Source organism: Paraburkholderia sp. J41, assembly GCF_905220235.1.
GTDB lineage: Bacteria > Pseudomonadota > Gammaproteobacteria > Burkholderiales > Burkholderiaceae > Paraburkholderia.
In genome coordinates this window covers 111,491-130,008 of sequence record NZ_CAJMZE010000016.1, presented here as the reverse complement: position 1 = coordinate 130,008, position 18,518 = coordinate 111,491, and the positions used below count along the sequence as shown (strand labels likewise).

17 protein-coding genes are annotated in these 18,518 nt (G+C 68.1%); 4 read left to right on the top strand and 13 right to left on the bottom strand.

Annotated features, from left to right (window positions below; genetic code table 11):
* Nucleotides 1-2: 2 nt before the first annotated feature.
* The 4 genes from flgJ (at nucleotide 3) to flgL (ending at nucleotide 5,728) form a co-directional block, all read left to right on the top strand.
* Nucleotides 3-1,001, top strand: coding sequence for a flagellar assembly peptidoglycan hydrolase FlgJ (gene flgJ, locus U5805_RS18320; protein ID WP_322104908.1), 999 nt, complete (start codon nucleotides 3-5; stop codon nucleotides 999-1,001).
* Between the two features lie 445 nt (nucleotides 1,002-1,446).
* On the top strand, nucleotides 1,447-2,202 hold the full coding sequence (locus U5805_RS18315; RefSeq protein WP_322104907.1) for a flagellar brake protein: 756 nt from the start codon (nucleotides 1,447-1,449) through the stop codon (nucleotides 2,200-2,202).
* 254 nt (nucleotides 2,203-2,456) lie between these two features.
* Nucleotides 2,457-4,475, top strand: coding sequence for a flagellar hook-associated protein FlgK (gene flgK, locus U5805_RS18310; RefSeq protein ID WP_322104906.1), 2,019 nt, complete (start codon nucleotides 2,457-2,459; stop codon nucleotides 4,473-4,475).
* 11 nt (nucleotides 4,476-4,486) lie between these two features.
* On the top strand, nucleotides 4,487-5,728 hold the full coding sequence (gene flgL / locus U5805_RS18305; protein ID WP_322104905.1) for a flagellar hook-associated protein FlgL: 1,242 nt from the start codon (nucleotides 4,487-4,489) through the stop codon (nucleotides 5,726-5,728).
* A 128-nt stretch (nucleotides 5,729-5,856) separates the two neighbouring features.
* Here flgL and fliR read toward each other — a convergent pair whose 3' ends face one another.
* The 13 genes from fliR to fliF form a co-directional block, all read right to left on the bottom strand.
* Complete coding sequence (fliR, locus tag U5805_RS18300) at nucleotides 5,857-6,648, bottom strand: flagellar biosynthetic protein FliR (RefSeq protein WP_322104904.1); 792 nt, start codon at nucleotides 6,646-6,648, stop codon at nucleotides 5,857-5,859.
* A gap of 51 nt (nucleotides 6,649-6,699) precedes the next feature.
* On the bottom strand, nucleotides 6,700-6,969 hold the full coding sequence (fliQ, locus tag U5805_RS18295) for a flagellar biosynthesis protein FliQ (protein ID WP_322104903.1): 270 nt from the start codon (nucleotides 6,967-6,969) through the stop codon (nucleotides 6,700-6,702).
* A 10-nt stretch (nucleotides 6,970-6,979) separates the two neighbouring features.
* A complete protein-coding gene (gene fliP, locus U5805_RS18290) occupies nucleotides 6,980-7,717 on the bottom strand; it encodes a flagellar type III secretion system pore protein FliP (RefSeq protein WP_322104925.1) in 738 nt (245 codons plus the stop codon).
* Nucleotides 7,718-7,816: 99 nt separating this feature from the next.
* Nucleotides 7,817-8,473: a flagellar biosynthetic protein FliO gene (gene fliO, locus U5805_RS18285; protein ID WP_322104902.1), complete on the bottom strand. Its 657-nt coding sequence runs from the start codon at nucleotides 8,471-8,473 to the stop codon at nucleotides 7,817-7,819.
* Nucleotides 8,470-8,913, bottom strand: coding sequence for a flagellar motor switch protein FliN (fliN, locus tag U5805_RS18280; protein WP_322104901.1), 444 nt, complete (start codon nucleotides 8,911-8,913; stop codon nucleotides 8,470-8,472). The genes fliO and fliN overlap by 4 nt, the downstream gene beginning before the upstream one ends.
* Nucleotides 8,906-9,904 carry a flagellar motor switch protein FliM gene (gene fliM, locus U5805_RS18275; RefSeq protein ID WP_322104924.1) on the bottom strand — a complete coding sequence of 333 codons (999 nt, stop codon included), beginning with the start codon at nucleotides 9,902-9,904 and terminating at the stop codon, nucleotides 8,906-8,908. The genes fliN and fliM overlap by 8 nt, the downstream gene beginning before the upstream one ends.
* 96 nt (nucleotides 9,905-10,000) lie before the next feature.
* Entirely contained in the window at nucleotides 10,001-10,507 is a 507-nt protein-coding gene (fliL, locus tag U5805_RS18270) for a flagellar basal body-associated protein FliL (protein ID WP_322104900.1), read from the bottom strand.
* Nucleotides 10,508-10,996: 489 nt separating this feature from the next.
* A complete protein-coding gene (locus tag U5805_RS18265; protein WP_322104899.1) occupies nucleotides 10,997-12,520 on the bottom strand; it encodes a flagellar hook-length control protein FliK in 1,524 nt (507 codons plus the stop codon).
* A gap of 34 nt (nucleotides 12,521-12,554) precedes the next feature.
* A complete protein-coding gene (gene fliJ, locus U5805_RS18260; protein ID WP_322104898.1) occupies nucleotides 12,555-13,007 on the bottom strand; it encodes a flagellar export protein FliJ in 453 nt (150 codons plus the stop codon).
* The gene (fliI, locus tag U5805_RS18255; protein WP_415914628.1) at nucleotides 13,004-14,836 is read right to left on the bottom strand and encodes a flagellar protein export ATPase FliI; all 1,833 of its coding nucleotides are present in this window, start codon (nucleotides 14,834-14,836) and stop codon (nucleotides 13,004-13,006) included. The genes fliJ and fliI overlap by 4 nt, the downstream gene beginning before the upstream one ends.
* Nucleotides 14,830-15,504 carry a flagellar assembly protein FliH gene (fliH, locus tag U5805_RS18250; protein WP_322104896.1) on the bottom strand — a complete coding sequence of 225 codons (675 nt, stop codon included), beginning with the start codon at nucleotides 15,502-15,504 and terminating at the stop codon, nucleotides 14,830-14,832. The genes fliI and fliH overlap by 7 nt, the downstream gene beginning before the upstream one ends.
* On the bottom strand, nucleotides 15,497-16,492 hold the full coding sequence (gene fliG / locus U5805_RS18245) for a flagellar motor switch protein FliG (RefSeq protein WP_322104895.1): 996 nt from the start codon (nucleotides 16,490-16,492) through the stop codon (nucleotides 15,497-15,499). Before fliG ends, fliH begins: the two co-directional genes overlap by 8 nt.
* A complete protein-coding gene (gene fliF / locus U5805_RS18240; RefSeq protein WP_322104894.1) occupies nucleotides 16,482-18,272 on the bottom strand; it encodes a flagellar basal-body MS-ring/collar protein FliF in 1,791 nt (596 codons plus the stop codon). Before fliF ends, fliG begins: the two co-directional genes overlap by 11 nt.
* Nucleotides 18,273-18,518: the final 246 nt, after the last annotated feature.

Here is an 18,518-nt window from a genome sequence, read left to right as displayed (position 1 = left end):
GCATGGACAACAACAACATCGGCGGCAGCCTCGACCTGACCAACCGCTTCGCGCTCGACGTGCAGGGTTTCGATTCGATGCGCGCCGCGGCCAACGCCTCGCCGCAGCAGGGCGTGAAGATGGCGGCCAAGCAGTTCGACGCCGTGTTCACGCAGATGATGCTCAAGAGCATGCGCGAGGCCACGCCTTCCGACGGCCCGCTCGACTCCAGCGACGGCGCGCAGTTCACGTCGATGATGGATCAGCAGCTTGCGCAGCAGATGTCGAACAAGGGCATCGGCGTGGCCAACGCGATGATCAAGCAGCTCATGCGCAGCATGGGCGGCGACGCGAACGCGGCGGGCGGCGGCGCAGGTGCGGGCGGCGCGGGCGGCATTGCCGGCGCGATCTCGGGCCTTTCCGGCGCGGACGCGAACGAGGGCAATCTCGCGATGCTCAACGCGCTCGGCCGCGCCTACGGCAACGCCCAGGCGAACGGCGCGCTCGGCCAGGGCCAGGGTTACAGCGCGAACAGCGCGCTCACGCCGCCGATCAAGGGCGACGGCGACCCGCACGTGGACGCGTTCGTCGACAAGCTCGCCAACGCGGCGCAGCAGGCCAGTTCCAGCACCGGCATTCCGGCGCGCTTCATCCTGGGACAGGCCGCGCTCGAATCGGGCTGGGGCAAGCGCGAGATCAAGAAGGCGGACGGCTCGACGAGCCACAACGTGTTCGGCATCAAGGCCACCAGGGACTGGGCGGGCAAGACGGTCTCCACGCTCACGACCGAGTACGTGAACGGCCAGCCGCATCGCGTGGTGGAGAAGTTCCGCGCTTACGACTCGTACGAGGACGCGATGACCGACTACGCGACCGTGCTCAAGAACAATCCGCGCTATGCGAACGTCATCAACGGCTCGAAAAGCGCCGAAAGTTTCGCGCAGGGCATGCAGCGCGCCGGTTACGCCACGGACCCGCACTACGCGAAAAAGCTCATGACGATCATGGCGCGCATGGCGTGACGGATCGCCGGGCCGGTCGATGGGCCGGTGGGCCGGTGGGCCGGTCGGTGGGCAAAACCGCGCGGAGGCGGGATTCGCAAACGTGGTTGCGCGGCAATGGCCGGGCGTTGGCGGCGCGGCGGGCGCGAGGCCCGGCGCGGGAAATATCGGCAAACGGCGCGGGAAATACGGCGGCAATACAGCCGCGAATACGGCGGCAACGCGGCGGCAACACGGCGGCAAATACGGCGGCAACGCAGCGGAAACACTGCGGCAAGCGGAGCGGCAAATACGGCAGCAGGCGCACCGCCCGGCATTTTTTTCAGGATATCCCTAAATTTTTGGACCGGCCTGCCGCTAATGCAGGCGAGATGGAAAAGCTAACCAGGCGGCGAAACCGCACAAACGGCGCGCGCGGGACCGTTCCGCAGCCGCGCCGACACGTTCACGAAATTCCGGCAGGCCGATGAATACCGTTCAGTCGAATCAACCAGGCTCAGGCGACGAAGAGGCACCCGACTTCGGGCGCCGCAATCCGCTCGAGATCGGCGTGCAATTGCGCAATCTCGTCAATCGCGGCGACTTCCTGACCCTGCAATACCGCGACGGCCAGCTCGTCACGCGTCTGCTCGCCGTCAACGCCCGCGAGCGCACCTTCGTGTTCGACTGGGGCGCGATCGCCTCGCAGAACCGCGGCGTGCTCGAAGCGTCGACGTGCCATTTCCACGCGTCGCCCGAAGGCGTGCGCGTGGAGTTCACGACGGGCACGCCGCGCGAAACCGAGTACGAAGGCCGCCCCGCGTTCGAAGCCGATTTCCCCGAGGTGTTGTTCTACGTGCAGCGGCGCGAGTATTTCCGCGTCGACACGCCCGTGCTCGAACCGTGCATCTGCCGCGGCGAAATGCCGGGCACCGGCGAGCGCTTCCAGTTCGAAGTCCACGACCTGTCGCTGGGCGGACTCGGCCTGCGCACCACCGACGAACGCGCCGCGATGCTCGACACGGGCCTCGTGCTGCAAGACGTGGAACTCGACCTGCGCGCGCAGGGGAAGCTGCGCGTGGATCTCGCGCTGGTCGTGCTGCGCTTTATTGACCTGCCCAACGGCGACCGCCGCTTTCACCTCGGCTTGCGCTTCGAAACGCTGCCCGGCGCGGCGGAAAACACGCTTCAGCGCTACATCACGCAGCTCGAGATGAAGCGGCGCGCGTTCGCGCGCACCTGATTTTGCGCGGCGCGCGCGGCGGCGCCGGCACGCCGCCCGCAAGGCGCCGCGGCCCGCGCGCGCCGACGTTTTCGCGCCGACGTTTTCGCGCGGTCGTTGCACGCGGTATTGCAAGCGGTATTGCACGCAACATGGCGTGCGCGGTCTTGCCAATCCTTACGCTCAATTTCCGCGCCGCGGTGCCGTAAAACTGTGAGTTCACCCACGCGGTTCGCCCGACACGAAACAGGGCAGGCCGCATTCGAGGATCACGCATGTCCAACATCTTGTCGATCGGTTTGAGCGGCCTTCAGGCGGCGCAAATCGGGATCGCGACCACCGGCGAGAACATCAGCAACTCGACGACGGCGGGCTATACCGTCGAGTCGCCCGTTTTCCAGGAATCGAGCGGTCAGTCCACGAGCAACGGCTACCTCGGCGGCGGCGTCACCACGGCAACCGTGCAGCGCGCCTACAGCCAGTATCTGACTTCGGCGGTCAACAGCGCGCAGTCGGCCAACAGCGCCTACACCGCTTCGTACACGCTCGCGACGCAGCTCTCGAACCTCGTGGGCAGCCCGACCACGGGCATCGCTTCGTCGATCACGACGTTCTTCGCGGGCCTGCAAGGCGTCGCGAACGCGCCGTCCAGTTCCTCCGCGCGCCAGACCGCGCTGTCCGACGCGACCTCGCTCGCCGACCAGATCAACTCGGCGGCCCAGCAGTATTCGTCGATGCGCCAGAGCGTGAACACGCAGCTCACAAGCTCGGTTTCGCAGATCAACAGCATCACGCAGCAGATCGCCAAGCTCAACACGCAGATCCAGGCCGCAAGCTCGGGCGGCCAGCAGCCGAACCAGTTGCTCGACGAACGCGACCAGGCCGTGTCGAACCTCTCGCAACTCGTGGGCGTGCAGGTCGTGCAGAACAGCAGCGGCTACAGCGTGTTCCTGAACAATGGCCAGCCGCTCGTGGTGAGCAGCCAGAGCTACAACCTCGGCACGCAGCCTTCGGACACGAATCCCTCGGAACTCACGGTGACGTGGCAGGGCCTGAACGGCGCGAGCGCGGCGCAGCAAGGCGCGCCGCAGGAACTCAGTTCGTCGGCGCTGCAAGGCGGCACCGTGGGCGGGCTGCTTTCGTTCGTCTCGGACACGCTCGATCCGGCGGAGTCGCAACTGGGCGCGATCGCCACCAGCTTCGCGGCGCAGGTGAACCAGCAGAACGAACTCGGGCTGAACCTCTCGGGCGGCCAGGGCGGCGCGCTTTTCACGGTCGGCAATCCGGTCGTGACGGCCAGCTCGAAGAACGCCGATTCGGCCTCGGTCAGCGCGACGCTCACCGATCCGACCGAGCCGCCCACCGACAACTTCCAGCTCTCGTACACGAGCGGCGCCTGGACGCTCACCGACACGACGACGAATACCGTGGTCGGCACCGACCCCGGCACGACCACGCCGTTCACGCTCGGCGGCTTCTCGATCACGCCGTCGACCAGCACGCCCGCCGACGGCGACGTGTTCGCGATCCAGCCCACGGCGGGCGCGCTCGCGAACTTCTCCGTCACGCAGGACGCCGGCGCCATCGCGGCGGCCACGCCGGTGCTGGTTTCGGCATCGACGACCAACGCCGGTTCGGGCGAGGTCACGCAAGGCACGGTGGGCGCGGGCTATTCGACCTCGTCGACGCCGCTCACGCTCACCTACACGGCTTCGACTTCCGGCTCCGGCGGCACGCTGTCGGGCTTCCCGGTGGGCACGCAGGTGCAGATCACCACGCCGGGCTCGACCACGAGCACGACGGTGACGATCAGCGCGACCACGCCCAGCGTGAACTACGACCCGAGCACGGGCGCGACGCTCACGGTGCTGGGCGCGACCGATTCGGGCGGCGGCACCACCAACAACGTGAGCTTCACGCTTACCGGCACGCCTTCGAGCGGCGACACGTTTACGATCGCCGCGAACACGAGCGGCACGCAGGACGGCCGCAATGCGCTCGCGCTCGCGAACCTCACGTCGAGCACGGCGTACACGGGTTCGCAAACGCTCACCGCGGCATATTCGAACTACGTCAACACGATCGGCAACGACGCGAGCCAGCTCAACGCGCAGGCCACTTCGCAGCAGTCGCTCGTGACGCAGCTCACGTCGCAGCAGCAGTCGGTGCAAGGCGTGAATCTCGACGAGGAAGCGGCGAACCTGCTTCAGTACCAGCAGCTTTATCAGGCCAACAGCAAGGTGATCCAGACGGCCGCCTCGCTGTTCCAGACCCTGATCGGCATATTCCAGTGAGGCGCTGAACCATGCGTATCGCCACTTCCCAGCTTTATTCGAACAACGTCGCGACGATGGAGAGCCAGCAGGCGCAAATCCTGCAAATCCAGCAGCAGATTTCGTCCGGCAACGCGATCGCCTCCCCGGCCGACAATCCGCTCGGCGCGGCGCAGGCCGTGCAGCTCTCGGCCACGAGCGCCACGCTCTCGCAGTACACGAGCAACCAGAACACGGCGCTCACCGCGCTCGGGCTCGAGGACAGCACGCTCACGAGCGTGACGGGCACGATGCAGAGCATCAACTCGCTGATTCTCGAAGCGCAGAGCGGCACGATGAACGACACCAATCGCGCCGCGCTCGCCCAGCAGATGACGGGCCTGCGCAACCAGCTTCTCACGCTCGCCAACACCACGGACGGCGCGGGCAACTACATTTTCTCGGGCTTCCAGACCACTTCGCAGGTTTTCACGAACCAGTCCGGCGGCGGCGCGACCTACAACGGCGACGCCGGCCAGCGCGTGATGCAGGTTTCGGGCACGCGCCAGATCGCCGTGGGCGACACGGGCGCGGTGGTGTTCCAGAGCGTGCAGGCCGTCGGTTCGGACATCGTGCCGTCGGGCAGCGCGTCGAATACGGGCACGGGCGTGATCAGCGCCGTGACGGTGACGGACCCGACCCAGGCGACCAACAACGACACCTACGCGATCGATTTCACCGACGACGGCAGCGGCAACATCAGCTACACGGTGACCGACAACAGCGCCAATCCGCCGACGACCACGACGCCCGCGGCCTACACGGCAGGCGACGCGATTTCGCTCGGCAACGGCATGAACGTTTCGGTTTCGGGCTCGCCCGCGGGCGGCGACTCGTTCTCGGTCACGCCGGCCAGCAACGCGTCGAACACCGACGTGTTCAAGACCATCGACAACGTCATCAGCGCGCTCGAAACGCCCACCAACGGCTCGACCGCGGCGCTCGCCACGCTCAACAACCAGCTCAACACGGGCCTCACGCAGCTTGGCAACTCGCTCTCGAACGTGATTACCGTGCAGGCCTCGGTAGGCGGCCGCGAGCAGGAAGTGAAGGCGCTCCAGACCGTGACGTCGGCCAACGCGCTGCAAGTGACCACGAGCCTCACGACGCTCACGAGCACGGACACGGTGGCCGCCATCAGCCAGTTCGAGCAGCTTTCGAACGCGCTCACGGCCTCGCAGAAAAGCTTCGCCGCGACGCAGAACCTCTCGCTGTTCCAGTACATCAATCCTTGATGCCGGCGGCGGGCCGAAGCGGGACGAAAAGAAAGCGGACTTCGGTCCGCTTTTTCATTGCCTCGCGCGTTTTTTGCGCGTGCGCGCCGTCGCCGGTGTTCGGCCTGAGTTCGGCCTGGGTCTGGCCGTCAGCCCGCCGGCCGCAACGCCGCCGCCACGCGCCCCATCTGGTCGAAGCCGCTGTCGAAAAGCCGCGCGAAGTAGGGAATCAGATTCGGCATCATGATCTGGATGAGCACCATGCCCACGAGCATCGTGAGCGCGAAGCCGACCTGGAAAATGCCGATCTGCGGCGCCGCGCGGTTGAGAATGCCGAGCGACAGATTGGTGATGAGGAGCGCCACCACCACGGGCAGCGAGAGCAGCAGACCCGAATTGAGCACCGTCGCGCCCCAGCCCGCGATCAGGCGAAAGCCGTTGGCGCCCAGCACGTTCGCGGTGACGGGCAGGCTGTGGAAGGTTTCGATCAGCGCCGCGATCATCTGCAAGTGGCCGTCGAACACGAGGAACGCGAGCATCGCCATCATGTTGAACCACGAGGAAAGCGCGGGCGTGGTGGTGTTGGCCTGCGGGTCGAAGAAACTCGCGAAGCCGAGCCCCATGCCGAGGCTCATGAGGTCGCCGGCCGCCGTCACCACGGCGAACACGAGCTGCATCACGAAGCCGAGCGAAACGCCGATCAGGAACTGGTTGACGAGAATCCAGACGCCTTCGGCCGAGAACACCGTGACTTGCGGCATGGCGCCGAGCGTGGGCGCGACGATCAGCGTGACGAAGCCCGCGAGGCCCACCTTCACGCGCGCGGGCACCGAGCGGTTGCCCACGACCGGCGCAATGGCCATCAGCGCGAGAATGCGCGTGAACGGCCAGAGGAACGCGGTGAGCCAGGCGTTCAGTTGCGCGTAGGTGACGGTGAACATCGTGCGTGCTTGCGAGGGCGGCGGAGGGCGGCAAAAGTGCGGCGGTGCGGCCTAGCTCGCGAGCGCGGGAATGCTCGCGAACATGTTGTGCATGTAGTCGAGGAGCGTCGTCAGCATCCACGGCCCGGCGATCACGAGCGTGACGGCAATGGCGATCAGCTTCGGGATGAACGAGAGCGTGGACTCGTTGATCTGCGTGGCGGCCTGAAAGAGGCTCACCACGAGACCCACCACGAGCGACACGAGCAAGAGCGGCGCGGCGATCAACAGCGCGACGTACATCGCCTGATGGCTGAGCGTCATGACCATCTCGGGCGTCATGGCCTTCTCCTTACGTAAAGCTCTGCGCGAGCGAGCCGATCAACAGTTGCCAGCCGTCCACGAGCACGAACAGCATGAGCTTGAACGGCAACGAAATGGTCGACGGCGAGACCATCATCATGCCCATCGACATCAGCACGCTCGCCACCACCATGTCGATGATGAGGAACGGAATGAACACGGTGAAGCCGATCTGGAAGCCCGTCTTCAACTCGCTCGTCACGAACGAGGGCACGAGCAGCGTGAGCGGCACGTCCTCCGGCCCTTGCATGGGCGCCGCGTGCGAGATGCGCGCGAACAGCGCGAGATCGGACTCGCGGGTCTGGCGCAGCATGAAGGTCTTGAACGGCGCCACGCCGCGCGTCACCGCGTCGTCCAGCGTGATCGTGCCGGCGGCGAACGGCTTGTAGCCGTCGTTGTACGCCTTGTCGAGCACCGGCGACATCACGAACATCGTGAGGAACAGCGCGAGGCCGACCAGCACCTGGTTGGGCGGCGTGGTGGTGGTGCCGATCGCCTGGCGCAGCAGCGAAAGCACGATGATGATGCGCGTGAAGCTCGTCATCATCAGCACCATGGCGGGCAGGAACGACAGCATCGTGAGCAGCAGCATCGTCTGCACGCTCAGCGAGTAGGTCGTGCCGCCGTTCGGGCCGGGGCTCGTGTTGAAGGCGGGCAGGCCCGCCGTCGAGGCTTGCGCGTGCGCGGCGTGCGGCAGCGCGAAGGCGAGGGCGCCCGCGCCGAGCATCAGCGCGAAAGGCAGCGCCGCGCGGGCGATTTTCGCGAGGGATTGCGCGCGCGCGAGGCTGGCGCCGCTCGCGGTCGCTGTAAGAGGACTGCCGTGCATTTACCGCGCTCCGCCGTCGTGACGTCCAAACCGTGCGTTGATACGCTTGCCGGCCTCGCTTTTCAGCGCGTCGCGAAAGCGCTGTCCGAAGCTGCCTTGAAGGGCGGGCGCCGCGGGATTCGCCGCGGCGGGCGCTTCGCCCGCGGGCATCGTGTGCAGGAGGCGCACGCTGCCGGGCGCCGCGCCCAGCACGAGCCAGGTGTCGCCGATCTCCACCACGGCCACGCGCTCCTTGCCGCCGAGCGAGGTGCCGCCCACGGTTTTCACGAGCGCGTTCTTCGTGCCGCCTTGCAGGCCGAGACGGCGCGCGAGCCACGCGCAGCCGAACACCACGGCGATCACGAGCGCGAGGCCGAGAATGGTTTGCACCACGGCGCCGAAGCCGAGCGAGGGCACGGCGCTGCCGGCGATCGCGGGCACCACGGCCGACGCCGGATGCGCGGCCTGATTGACCGCCTGGAGGTCGGCGGCCTTCGCGACCAGCGTGGCGAAAATCGCCGCGCCGAGCAGCGAGAGATGCACCGCGAGGCGCCACGAGAAGCGCAGCGCGCGGGCGCCCGGCGACATCGGCGCGCGAGATGCACGAAGCGCACGAGGCGCACGAGATGCGCCGGAGCCGGCGCGGGCCGGCGCGGCGGGAACGGCCTGCGGTTTCATCGATTCAGTTTCCGGATGCGCTCGGAGGGCGTGATGATGTCGGTGAGGCGAATGCCGAACTTGTCGTTCACGACCACCACTTCGCCCTGCGCGATGAGGCAGCCGTTCACGAGCACGTCCATCGGCTCGCCCGCGAGTCCGTCGAGTTCCACCACCGAGCCCTGCGCGAGTTGCAGCAGGTTGCGAATGGCGATTTTCGTGCGGCCGAGTTCGACGGTCATCTGGACGGGAATGTCCAGAATCATGTCGATGTCGTTGCGCGTCGAGTTCGAATCGACCTTCGAGAGCGGCTGGAACACCGCCGTGGGCGCCGCGGCGGGCGCTTCGTTGCTGTTCTGCTCGGCGAGCGCGGCGGCCCAATCGTCCATGGCGTCGTCCGCCGCGTCCTGACCTGCTTCGAGCACCGGATCTTCCGCGCCCGTGCCGTTGACGTCACTCATATCCACCTTCCTTCATCGTATCGGCTGCGCTGATCATCTTCTGGACCCGCAACGCGTATTGACCATTGAAAATTCCGTAGCCGCATTCCATCACCGGCACGCCGTCCACCTTGGCGACGATGTGCTCGGCGATGTTGATCGGCAGCACGTCGCCCTTCTTCATGTTCAGGATCTGCTCGAAGGTGACGGGGATCTGCGCGAGATCGGCCGTGAGTTCCACTTCGGCGGCCTGCACCTGCTGCGAGAGCACGCGCACCCAGCGGCGGTCCACGTCGAGCACTTCGCCCTGGATGGGCGAGGAAAGCACGTCGCGGATCGGCTCGATCATCGAGTACGGCATGCAGATGTGCAGCGTGCCGCCGATCGAGCCGAATTCGATCGAGAACTGCGTGACGATCACGATTTCGTTGGGCGTGGCGACGTTGGCGAACTGCGTGTGCATTTCCGAGCGCACGTATTCGAACTGCAACGGGCGCACGCTTTTCCACGCCGTGGTGTAGTGCTCGAACACGAGGTTGAGCAATTTGCTGATGATGCGCTGCTCGGTTTGCGTGAAGTCGCGGCCTTCCACGCGCGTGTGGAAACGGCCGTCGCCGCCGAACAGGTTGTCGACCACGAAGAACACGAGGTTCGGGTCGAACACGAACAGCGAAGTGCCGCGCAGCGGCTTCACGTGAACCAGATTCAGGTTGGTCGGAATCGGCAGGTTGCGCGTGAATTCGCTGTACTTCTGCACGCGCACGGGACCGACCGAGATTTCGGCGGTGCGGCGCATGAAATTGAAGATGCCCACGCGCATCAAGCGCGCGAAGCGCTCGTTGATGATTTCGAGGCCGGGCATCCGGCCGCGGACGATCCGTTCCTGCGTCGCGATGTTGTAGGGCCGAACGCCCTGTTTCTCGGACGAACCCGTGTCGGAGTCGACTTCGCCGGTGACGCCCTTGAGAAGGGCGTCGACCTCCTCCTGGGACATGAACTCGTCGTGACCCATCGTCATGATGACTGGCCCTCCACGCGGCGCGCGCCGGTCGCGGCAAGCGGCGCGCCGGGCATCGCGTTGTTGATCGGAGTGATCATTTCGGCACGCTCACTGCACGACGAATTCGGTGAACAGCACGTCGTCGACGTGCGCCGCCTTCTCGCGCGGGTCGGTCGGCTGCGAGATGAGCGCGGCCAGTTCCGTGGCGAGCGCGCGCTTGCCGTCGAGCGGCGCGAGGTCGGACGGATGCTTGTTCGAGAGCGCGAGCAGCAGGCGGCTGCGAATCTCGGGCATGCGCGCCACGAGCTGGTCCTGCGTCGCCTGGTTGTCGAGCTTGAGCGTGAGGCCGATGCGCAGGAAGTGCGATTCGCCGTCGTCCGATTGCAGATTGACGGTCATGGGTTCGAGCGCGTAGTACACCGGCACGGGCGGCGGAGGCGGCGGCGCGTTGGCGGCCGGCGCGCTCGCGGCATGGCGCGACATGAAGAACCACGTCGCGCCGCCGGCCGCGGCCGCGGCGAGGATGGCGATGAGCGCGATCACGATGATGCGCTTCATCGGTCCGGGTTTCGCGCCTTGGGGCGCGGCTTGCTGGGATGCGGTGGTGGTCGCCATGTCGATCTTGAGCCTGAATGCTTGCGAGGGTCCGGACGCCGGTCGCGAAGACCGGTCCGGGCAGCATGAATTGTTGCGGCTTTCGACCTTGGGCGATGGGAAGAATAGACGGGGGAATTCCGGCTATCTCGCGCGTTTGTCGCGGCGCGGCGGGCGCGGCCGAAGGGCGGCGCGCGGGCCGCTTGCGTGTGGCTCGTGCGTGGCTTGAGCCTGGGATTGCGTGCGGGTCGGGCGCGCGCCGGCCAGGAGCCGCGCGCGGCTGCGCGAACGCGCCGCGAACGGGGCGCAACCGCGCTTAAAGACGAGGCAAATCGGCCGGAGCAAATCGGCGTTGTCCGCCGCCGTTGGCTTCGACCGGCCGTCATTTGCCGCGATGAGCCGCCGCGAGCCGAACCGCCGCGAGCCGCGCGAGAAGCGATGCGTCGTGGCGGCCAGGCGTGGCCCTGCGGCCCTGCGGCGGCCCTGCGGCGGCCCCGCGTCAGCTCTGCGTCAGGCGAACGTGTCGATCAAACCGTTGACGCGCGTGGTGGCCGTGGCGGCCACGCTCGTGGCGTCGTCGATGCCCGAGGCCGCGCCTGCCGCGCCCGAACCCGAACCCCCGCGCGACGAGCCCGAGCGGCCCGAGCCGCTGTCCTGCTGCGCCTGCTGGTTCATCTGGCGCGAGAAGCCGTCCGACACGCTCGCGCTGCCGAGGCCGATGCCGTTCTGCTCCATCGCCTCGCGCAGCTTCGGCAGCGCGGCTTCCACGGCCTCGCGCACCTGCTGGTGCTGCGAGACGAACAGCGCGTGCGCGTGGCTGTCGGTGACTTGCAGCACGACCTGGAGCGGCCCGAGATCCTTCGGATTGAGCGTAAGCTCCGCCGACGACTGATGCGCGTTCGAGAGAAACACGACCTTCTGGTTGAACGCGTCCTCCCACTCGTTGCTTCCCACCTGCGCCGAAATCGCGTTGGACGCCGCCGTGCTCGCGCCCGCCGCCGTCGCGCCCGAGACGCTCGCGGCTTGCGTGGCCTGCACTTGCGCGGCCGTGGCGGCCGCCATCGCGGCAGCTTGCGCGGCGGCCTGGGCATCGGTGGCGGTGCTCGCGGCCGCGCCGGTTTGCGCGCTCGCCGCCGCGGCCTGCTGCGCCGCCGCGAGCGCGGCGTCGCCTGCCGCTTGCGTGGCCTGGGCGGCGGTCGCGGCGCTGGCCGAAGCCGCGTCGAACGCCTTGTCCTGGCCGTGCGCGCTCAGATGCGAGGCAAAGCTGCTGGCGATATTGGTGCCGGTGGCCGAGGCGTCGGCGGCATTGGCCGCCGTGCCGCTCGCGGCGCCCGCCGTTTTCGTCGAGAGCGCGCCCGCGCCGCCGCGCAGCTTCGAAAGCGCCGCCTGGAGCGCCTCGTTCACCGACTTCGGATCGCCCGTTCCGGCGCCCGCGGCGCCCGAACCGTCGGCGGACGCGGCGCCGGCCGCCGCCGTTGCCGCGGCTGCGGCGGCCGCCGAGGCGACGCCCGCGAGCGTGCTGTCGCTGCCCGCCTGGCCGCTTTCGCCGTCCTGGCCGTTCTGGCCCGACGCGTCGCTCGCGTCGTCCTGACCCTGCTGCGCCTGCTGAGCCTGTTGCGCTTGCGCCGCCGCCGCTTGCGCGCCCGCGTCCTGCGCCTGCTTCTTCTGCGTGCGCGCGGCATCGGCGCTGTGGTCGGGCTTCGGCGCGCGATGCGCGCTCTGGCTCGAACCCGTGCCCGGCGACGAATTCGCAGCTTGCGCCGATTGTGACGATTGCGACGCTTGCGCCGAATCGCCCGACGACGCATTGTCCGGCGCGGCCTGCGCGCTCTGCGAGGGCGCGCTCGCCTGCGAAGTCTGCATCGACTGCGAGGCGGTGGCGGCGATCGCGGCCTGCTGGCTCTGCGCGTCGATGCGCTGCTGCAACGCCTGCGAGAAGTCCTGGCTCGACTGGCTGGCCTGGTTCGCGCTGCTGCCCGACACGGCGTCGGAGGCGGCGCCGAACAGCGAGGAAACGGCTGAAAGGAGCGACATGAGTTACCCCGGAATCGGTGTGTACTGCGGTGTTTTATGAATGTTGCGACGACCGCATGCGCCGCGCGCGCGCGGCGAATTCGTCGGCATCGCGCTGGTCGCGGCGCGCTTCCTTGCGCGCTTCGACGTCGTCCTGGCGCTTTTGCAGCACCTCGTAGGAACCGAGCTTTTGCTGGGTGCGCTGCCATTCGGGCCTCGCGGCCTCCACGCGCGCGGTGGCCTGCTCCAGAATGCGGCGCTGCTGCTCGATGGCCGCGTCGAGCGTGTCGATGAACGCCTGGAAGTTGCGCACGTTGCCCGCCGGCATGCCGGTGCGCGCCGCTTCGGTGAAGCGCGTGTGATATTCGTCGCGATACGCGATGAGCGACTGCAACTGCTTCTCGACCTCGCTCTGCTCGCGCTGCACGCGGCCGAGCTTTTGCGTGGCGGCGTCGACATCGTCTCGCGCGAGACCGATGAGGGTTTGCAGCGCCGAATGCTGGGTCATGTTCTGGCTCCCTGGCCGATGAGATTGGCGAGCGCTTCGACGCTCGATTCGTAAGTCGCGGATTCGCGAAAGCCTTGTTGCAGGAATGCCTCGATGCGCGGATACAGCGCGATGGCGCGGTCGAGCAGCGCGTCGCGGCCGCTCTGGTACGCGCCCACGTTGATGAGGTCGCGGTTGCGCTGGTAGCGCGAGAGCATCTGCTTGAGGGCGCGCGTGCGGTTGAGCTGCTGGTCGTCGATGAGCGCCGTCATCGCGCGGCTGATCGACGCTTCGATGTCGATGGCCGGATAGTGCCCCGCTTCCGCGAGCGCGCGCGAAAGCACGATGTGGCCGTCCAGGATCGCGCGCGCGGAGTCGGCGATCGGGTCCTGCTGGTCGTCGCCTTCCGTCAATACAGTGTAGAACGCCGTGATGGAACCGCCACCTTGCGGGCCGTTGCCGGTGCGCTCGACGAGCGCGGGCAGCTTCGCGAACACCGAAGGCGGATAACCCTTGGTCGCGGGCGGCTCGCCGATCGCGAGCGCGATCTCGCGCTGCGCCATGGCATAGCGCGTGAGCGAGTCCATCAGCAGCAGCACGTGCTTGCCCTGATCGCGAAAGTATTCGGCGAGCGACGTGGTGTACGCGGCGGCCTGCATGCGCAGCAGCGGCGAGACGTCGGCGGGCGCGGCCACCACGACCGAGCGCGCGAGCCCTTCCTCGCCGAGAATCTGCTCGATGAATTCCTTCACTTCGCGGCCGCGTTCGCCGATCAAGCCGATCACGATGACTTCGGCGCTGGTCGCGCGCGCCATGGTGCCGAGCAGCACCGATTTGCCCACGCCCGAGCCCGCGAACAGGCCCATGCGCTGGCCGCGCCCGACCGTGAGCAGCGCGTTGATCGCGCGCACGCCCACGTCGAGCACCTGGTGGATCGGCTCGCGGTTCAGCGGGTTGATGACGGGCGCGGTGAGCGGCGCGTCGGCTTCGGTGTTGAGCGGGCCGAGGCCGTCGAGCGGCTTGCCCGAGGCGTCCACCACGCGGCCGAGCATGCCCCAGCCCACCGGCAGGCGCTTGGCGCCCGCCATCGGATTGTCGACGGGCGCGGCTTCGAGCGGCCAGACGCGCGCGCCCGGCAGGAGGCCCGAGACTTCGGTGGTCGGCATGAGGAACAGCTTGTCGCCCGAAAACCCGACCACTTCGGCTTCGGCCATCGGCAGCGAACTGCCCGGCGGCAATTCGATCATCACTTCCGCGCCCACGGCGAGACGCAGGCCCACCGCCTCGAGCACGAGGCCCGCCGCGCGCGTGAGCCGCCCGCAACTGCGCAGCGGCCGCGCGCGCCGGCTCACGTCAAGAACGCCGCGCAAATGCGCGTTCCAGGCGACGAGATGCGGATTGTCCGGATCGTAGTTTTCCGGCGGCACGTAGCCTGGCGCGTGCGGGGCGGGCGCGTCTGCCGGCGCGGCGGGGGCGGCCGCGGCCATTGCGGCTTCGGCCGAAGGGACCGAAGGAGCCGAAGGCGCCGACGAGGCCGGCGCCCTGGACGCTTTGCTCGCTTTGGTCGCTCCGCTCGCTCCGGACGCGGGGGCCGCCGTGTCTGCGCGCGGCGCTTCAGGCAGATCGAACGGCGCGGGCGGCAGCAGCAAGCCGCCGGAATCGACGTCGTCGTGCGCGGGCGGCAGCGCGAGCGCTTCGTGCGGATAGTGCGCCACGCCGTCGTCGCCGACCAGCACGGCGGCCGTCTGCGCGGGATCGTGCGCGAGCGGGCCGAACGAGGCGAGCGCGAGTTCCTGCTCGAGCGGCGTGAGGCCGCCCGTGTGGATCGTGGTGTGATGCGGGCTCACCACGGCCTCGCCTTGCCGAGCGCGGCCGCCACGCGCTCCCAGCGCGTGCGCAGGCTGGCGTCGGTTTCGCCCGTGGCGGCCTGCGCGCGGCAGCCGCCGCGTTCGAGCTGCGGGTCGGCACGCACGGTCCAGCCGCGCGCGTTCAGTTCTTCCATCAGATACGCCTCAACCACGGGCAGGTCGGCCGGGCTCACCACGAGTTGCGGCGACCCGGCGAGCTGCGGCTCGCCCGCGAGCACTTCACGCACCACCGCCACGAGCGCCGTCGGGTCGTGCTGCACGTACTGGCGCACCACCTGCTGGGCGATGTCGAGCGACAGCTCCACGAGCATGTCGGCCACGCCCGCCTGCGCCGTTTCGAGCGCGTCGCTGAAACGGCTCGCGAGCTGCGCGAGCTGCTTCGCCTGCGCGCGCGCTTCGGCGAGACCTTGCTCGAAGCCTTGCTGGCGGCCCTGGTCGTGGCCCGCCTGATAGCCGAGCGCCTGGCCCGCCACGTGCCCCGACTTGAGCCCTTCCTGGTGTGCCGAGTCGCGCAGATGCTGCAACTGCGCCTCGAACGCGGCGGCTTCGTCGGGCGTGGGCGGCGGCGGCGGCGGGGGAGGCGGGTCGAACGACGCCATCTCCCAGCGCTGGTACGCCGCGCGGCGCGCGTCGCTGGTCGGGTCAGACATACGCGTCTTCCGCCTTGCCGCCTAGCACGATCTGGCCGCTTTCGGCGAGATTGCGCACGATCTGGAGGATGCGGCGCTGCTGCTGTTCCACTTCCGAAACGCGCACCGGGCCGCGCGCGTCGAGGTCTTCGGCGAGCAGTTCGGCGGCGCGCTGCGACATGTTCGCGAGGAACTTGGTGCGCAGCGCGGGCGGCGCGCCCTTGAGCGAGATGATGAGCGCTTCCGACTCCACTTCCTTGAGCAGAAGCTGGATCGCGCGGTCTTCGAGGTCGAGCAGGTTCTCGAACACGAACATCTGGTCGATGATCTTCTGCGCGAGTTCGGCGTCGTACTGGCGCACGTTCTCGAGCACGCCTTCCTCATGCTGGCTCGTCATGAAGTTGAGGATTTCGGCCGCCGTGCGAATGCCGCCCATCGGGCTGCGCTTGAGGTTGTCGCTGCCCGAAAGCAGGCCCGCGAGCACTTCGTCGAGTTCGCGCAGCGCCTGCGGCTGGATGCCGTCGAGCGTCGCGATGCGCAGCAGCACGTCGTTGCGCAGGCGCTCCGTGAAGCACGAGGAGATTTCCGAGGCCTGGTCGCGGTCCAGATGCACGAGGATCGTCGCGATGATCTGCGGATGCTCGTTCTTGATGAGTTCCGCCACCGAGCCGGAGTCCATCCACTTCAGGCCTTCGATGCCGCTCGTGTCGCCGCCTTGCAGGATGCGGTCGATGATGACGCCGGCCTTGTCCTCGCCCAGCGCCTTGGTCAGCACGTTGCGGATGTAGTCGTTCGAATCGAGCGAGAACGCCGTGTGCTGCTCGGCTTCCTTCACGAACTCCTGCAACACCTCGTCGATTTCCTCGCGCTTGACGTTCTTGAGCGCCGCCATGGCGGCGCCGATCTTCTGCACTTCGCGCGGCCCGAGGAACTTGAAGACCTCGGAGGCCTCTTCCTCGCCGATCGACATGAGCAGCAGCGCGCTCTTCACAGCTCCTTCAGCGCTCATCGTTCACCCAGTTCTTCACAACGGTTGCGACGATCTTCGGGTCCTGGCGCGCGATGGTGCGCGCGTATTCCAGGTTGCGGTCGAATCGGGACCTCTCGTTTTCGAGGAGGAGCGCTTCGTCGTTTGTCGCATCCTCGCCGTTCTCCACCGCCGCGCGCATGGCGCCCGGCAGGCCGTCGAGCAGCATCGGTTCTTCGCCCGCCATGCCCGGCAGCGCGGGCGCGGGCGCGACGGGCGGCGGAAACGCGCGGCGCATGGCCGGGCGCACCATCATGAAATACAGGACCAGCGCCACGATGCCGATGCCGATCCACTGCGCCGCCTGCTTCGCGAGCGCGATCATGTCGGGCGTGCGCCACCACGGCAGGTTCGCGTTCGGATCGACGTCCTGCTGGAACGCCGCGTTCACGACGTTCACCGAGTCGCCGCGCTTCGCGTCGTAGCCCATCGCGTCCTTCACGAGCTGCTCGACCTGCGCGAGCTTCTGCGCGTCGAGCGGCTGCATCGTGGCGTGGCCCCTGGCGTCCACCTTCTGCTGATAGTTCACGATCACGGCCACGGAAAGGCGCTTCACGTCGCCCGCGGCCTGCTGGTAATGGCGCACCGTCTTGTCCAGCTCGTAGTTCGTGGTGGTGTCGCGGTGATCCGAAACCGGCACCGTCGCGGCCGCGCCGCTCGCGCCCGCCGGCGCGCTCACGGGCGCCGAAGCCGGTTGCGGCGGCTGGTTCGTCAGCGCGCCGGGCACGCCGCCCTGGCTCGCCTGCTGCATGTCGGTGGCGACGTTCTGCTGCTGGCTGCGGATCGCGGCCTGCTGCGGATTGCCGTTCGGGCCGTACGCTTCGGAGGTCTGTTCGAGCCGCGAGAAGTCGAGGTCGGCGCTCACCTGCGAGCGCGCGTTGCCGGCGCCGAAAAGCGGCGCGAGGATCGCGTCGATGCGCGACTGCGTGTCGTGTTCGACCTGATGCACGTACTTGAGCTGCGAGGCGTCGAGACCCGAGCCGGTCGAGCTTTGCGTGAGCAGATTGCCGTCCTGGTCGACCACGGTGACGTTGCGCACGGGCAGATCGGGCACGGCCGAGGCGACCATGTGCGTGATCGCGGCCACCTGGCCGTCGTCGAGCGCGCGGCCCGAGAACAGGTTCACGAGCACGGAAGCCGTGGGCGCCTCGCGCTCGCGCACGAACACCGAGGGCTTCGGAATCGCCAGATGCACGCGCGCCGACTTCACGCTGCCGATCGACTGGATGGTTTGCTCCAACTCGCCTTCGAGCGCGCGCTGGTAATTCACCTGCTCGGCGAACTGGCTGATGCCGAACTTCTGGTTGTCCATCAGCTCGAAGCCGACCGAGCCGTTCTTCGGCAAGCCTTGCGAGGCGAGGCGCAGGCGCATTTCGTTGACCTGCTCGGAGGGCACGAGAATCGCGCCGCCGCCGTCGGAGAGCTTGTAGGGCACGTTCGCGGCCTGGAGCGCGCTGATGATCGCGCCGCCGTCGCGGTCGGAGAGGTTGCTGTAGAGCACCTTGTAGTCCGGCGCGCGCGACCACAGCACGAGACCGGCGACCACGGCGATCAGCACGGCCACGGCGACGATGAGCGGCGCGCGCGGGTTGCCGCGCACGCCGCGCAGCGACGAGAACGAGCCGAGGCGTTGCGCGAAGCCGCCGCCGAGGTCTTCCGCGGCGCCAGACTGGCCGGCGCCCGCGCCCGCGCCGGGCGCGCCCGGCGTGGCGAGGCCCATGCGGGCGTCAGGGTTGATCAAAGAGTTGGCAGACGAATCCATGCGACGGGTTTCTCCGGGGGCATTCCGCGTCTCGTCCGCGCACGGCGGGGAGACTTTCACGAGAGGGATTATCCGAGAGCCTTGGCAAGCCGATTGCGCGAATAGAGCCGGGTTTTCCCCCTTCTTTCGGGGCTGCGCGCGTTGCCCCGCTGCTATGCTTCCCTCCAGTCTCGGCGCCCTGCGGATTCCCGCCCGGCGCGCCGGGCGGGCCGGGCGCCGCCACGCACCTTCCGCGCGGGCGCCGGC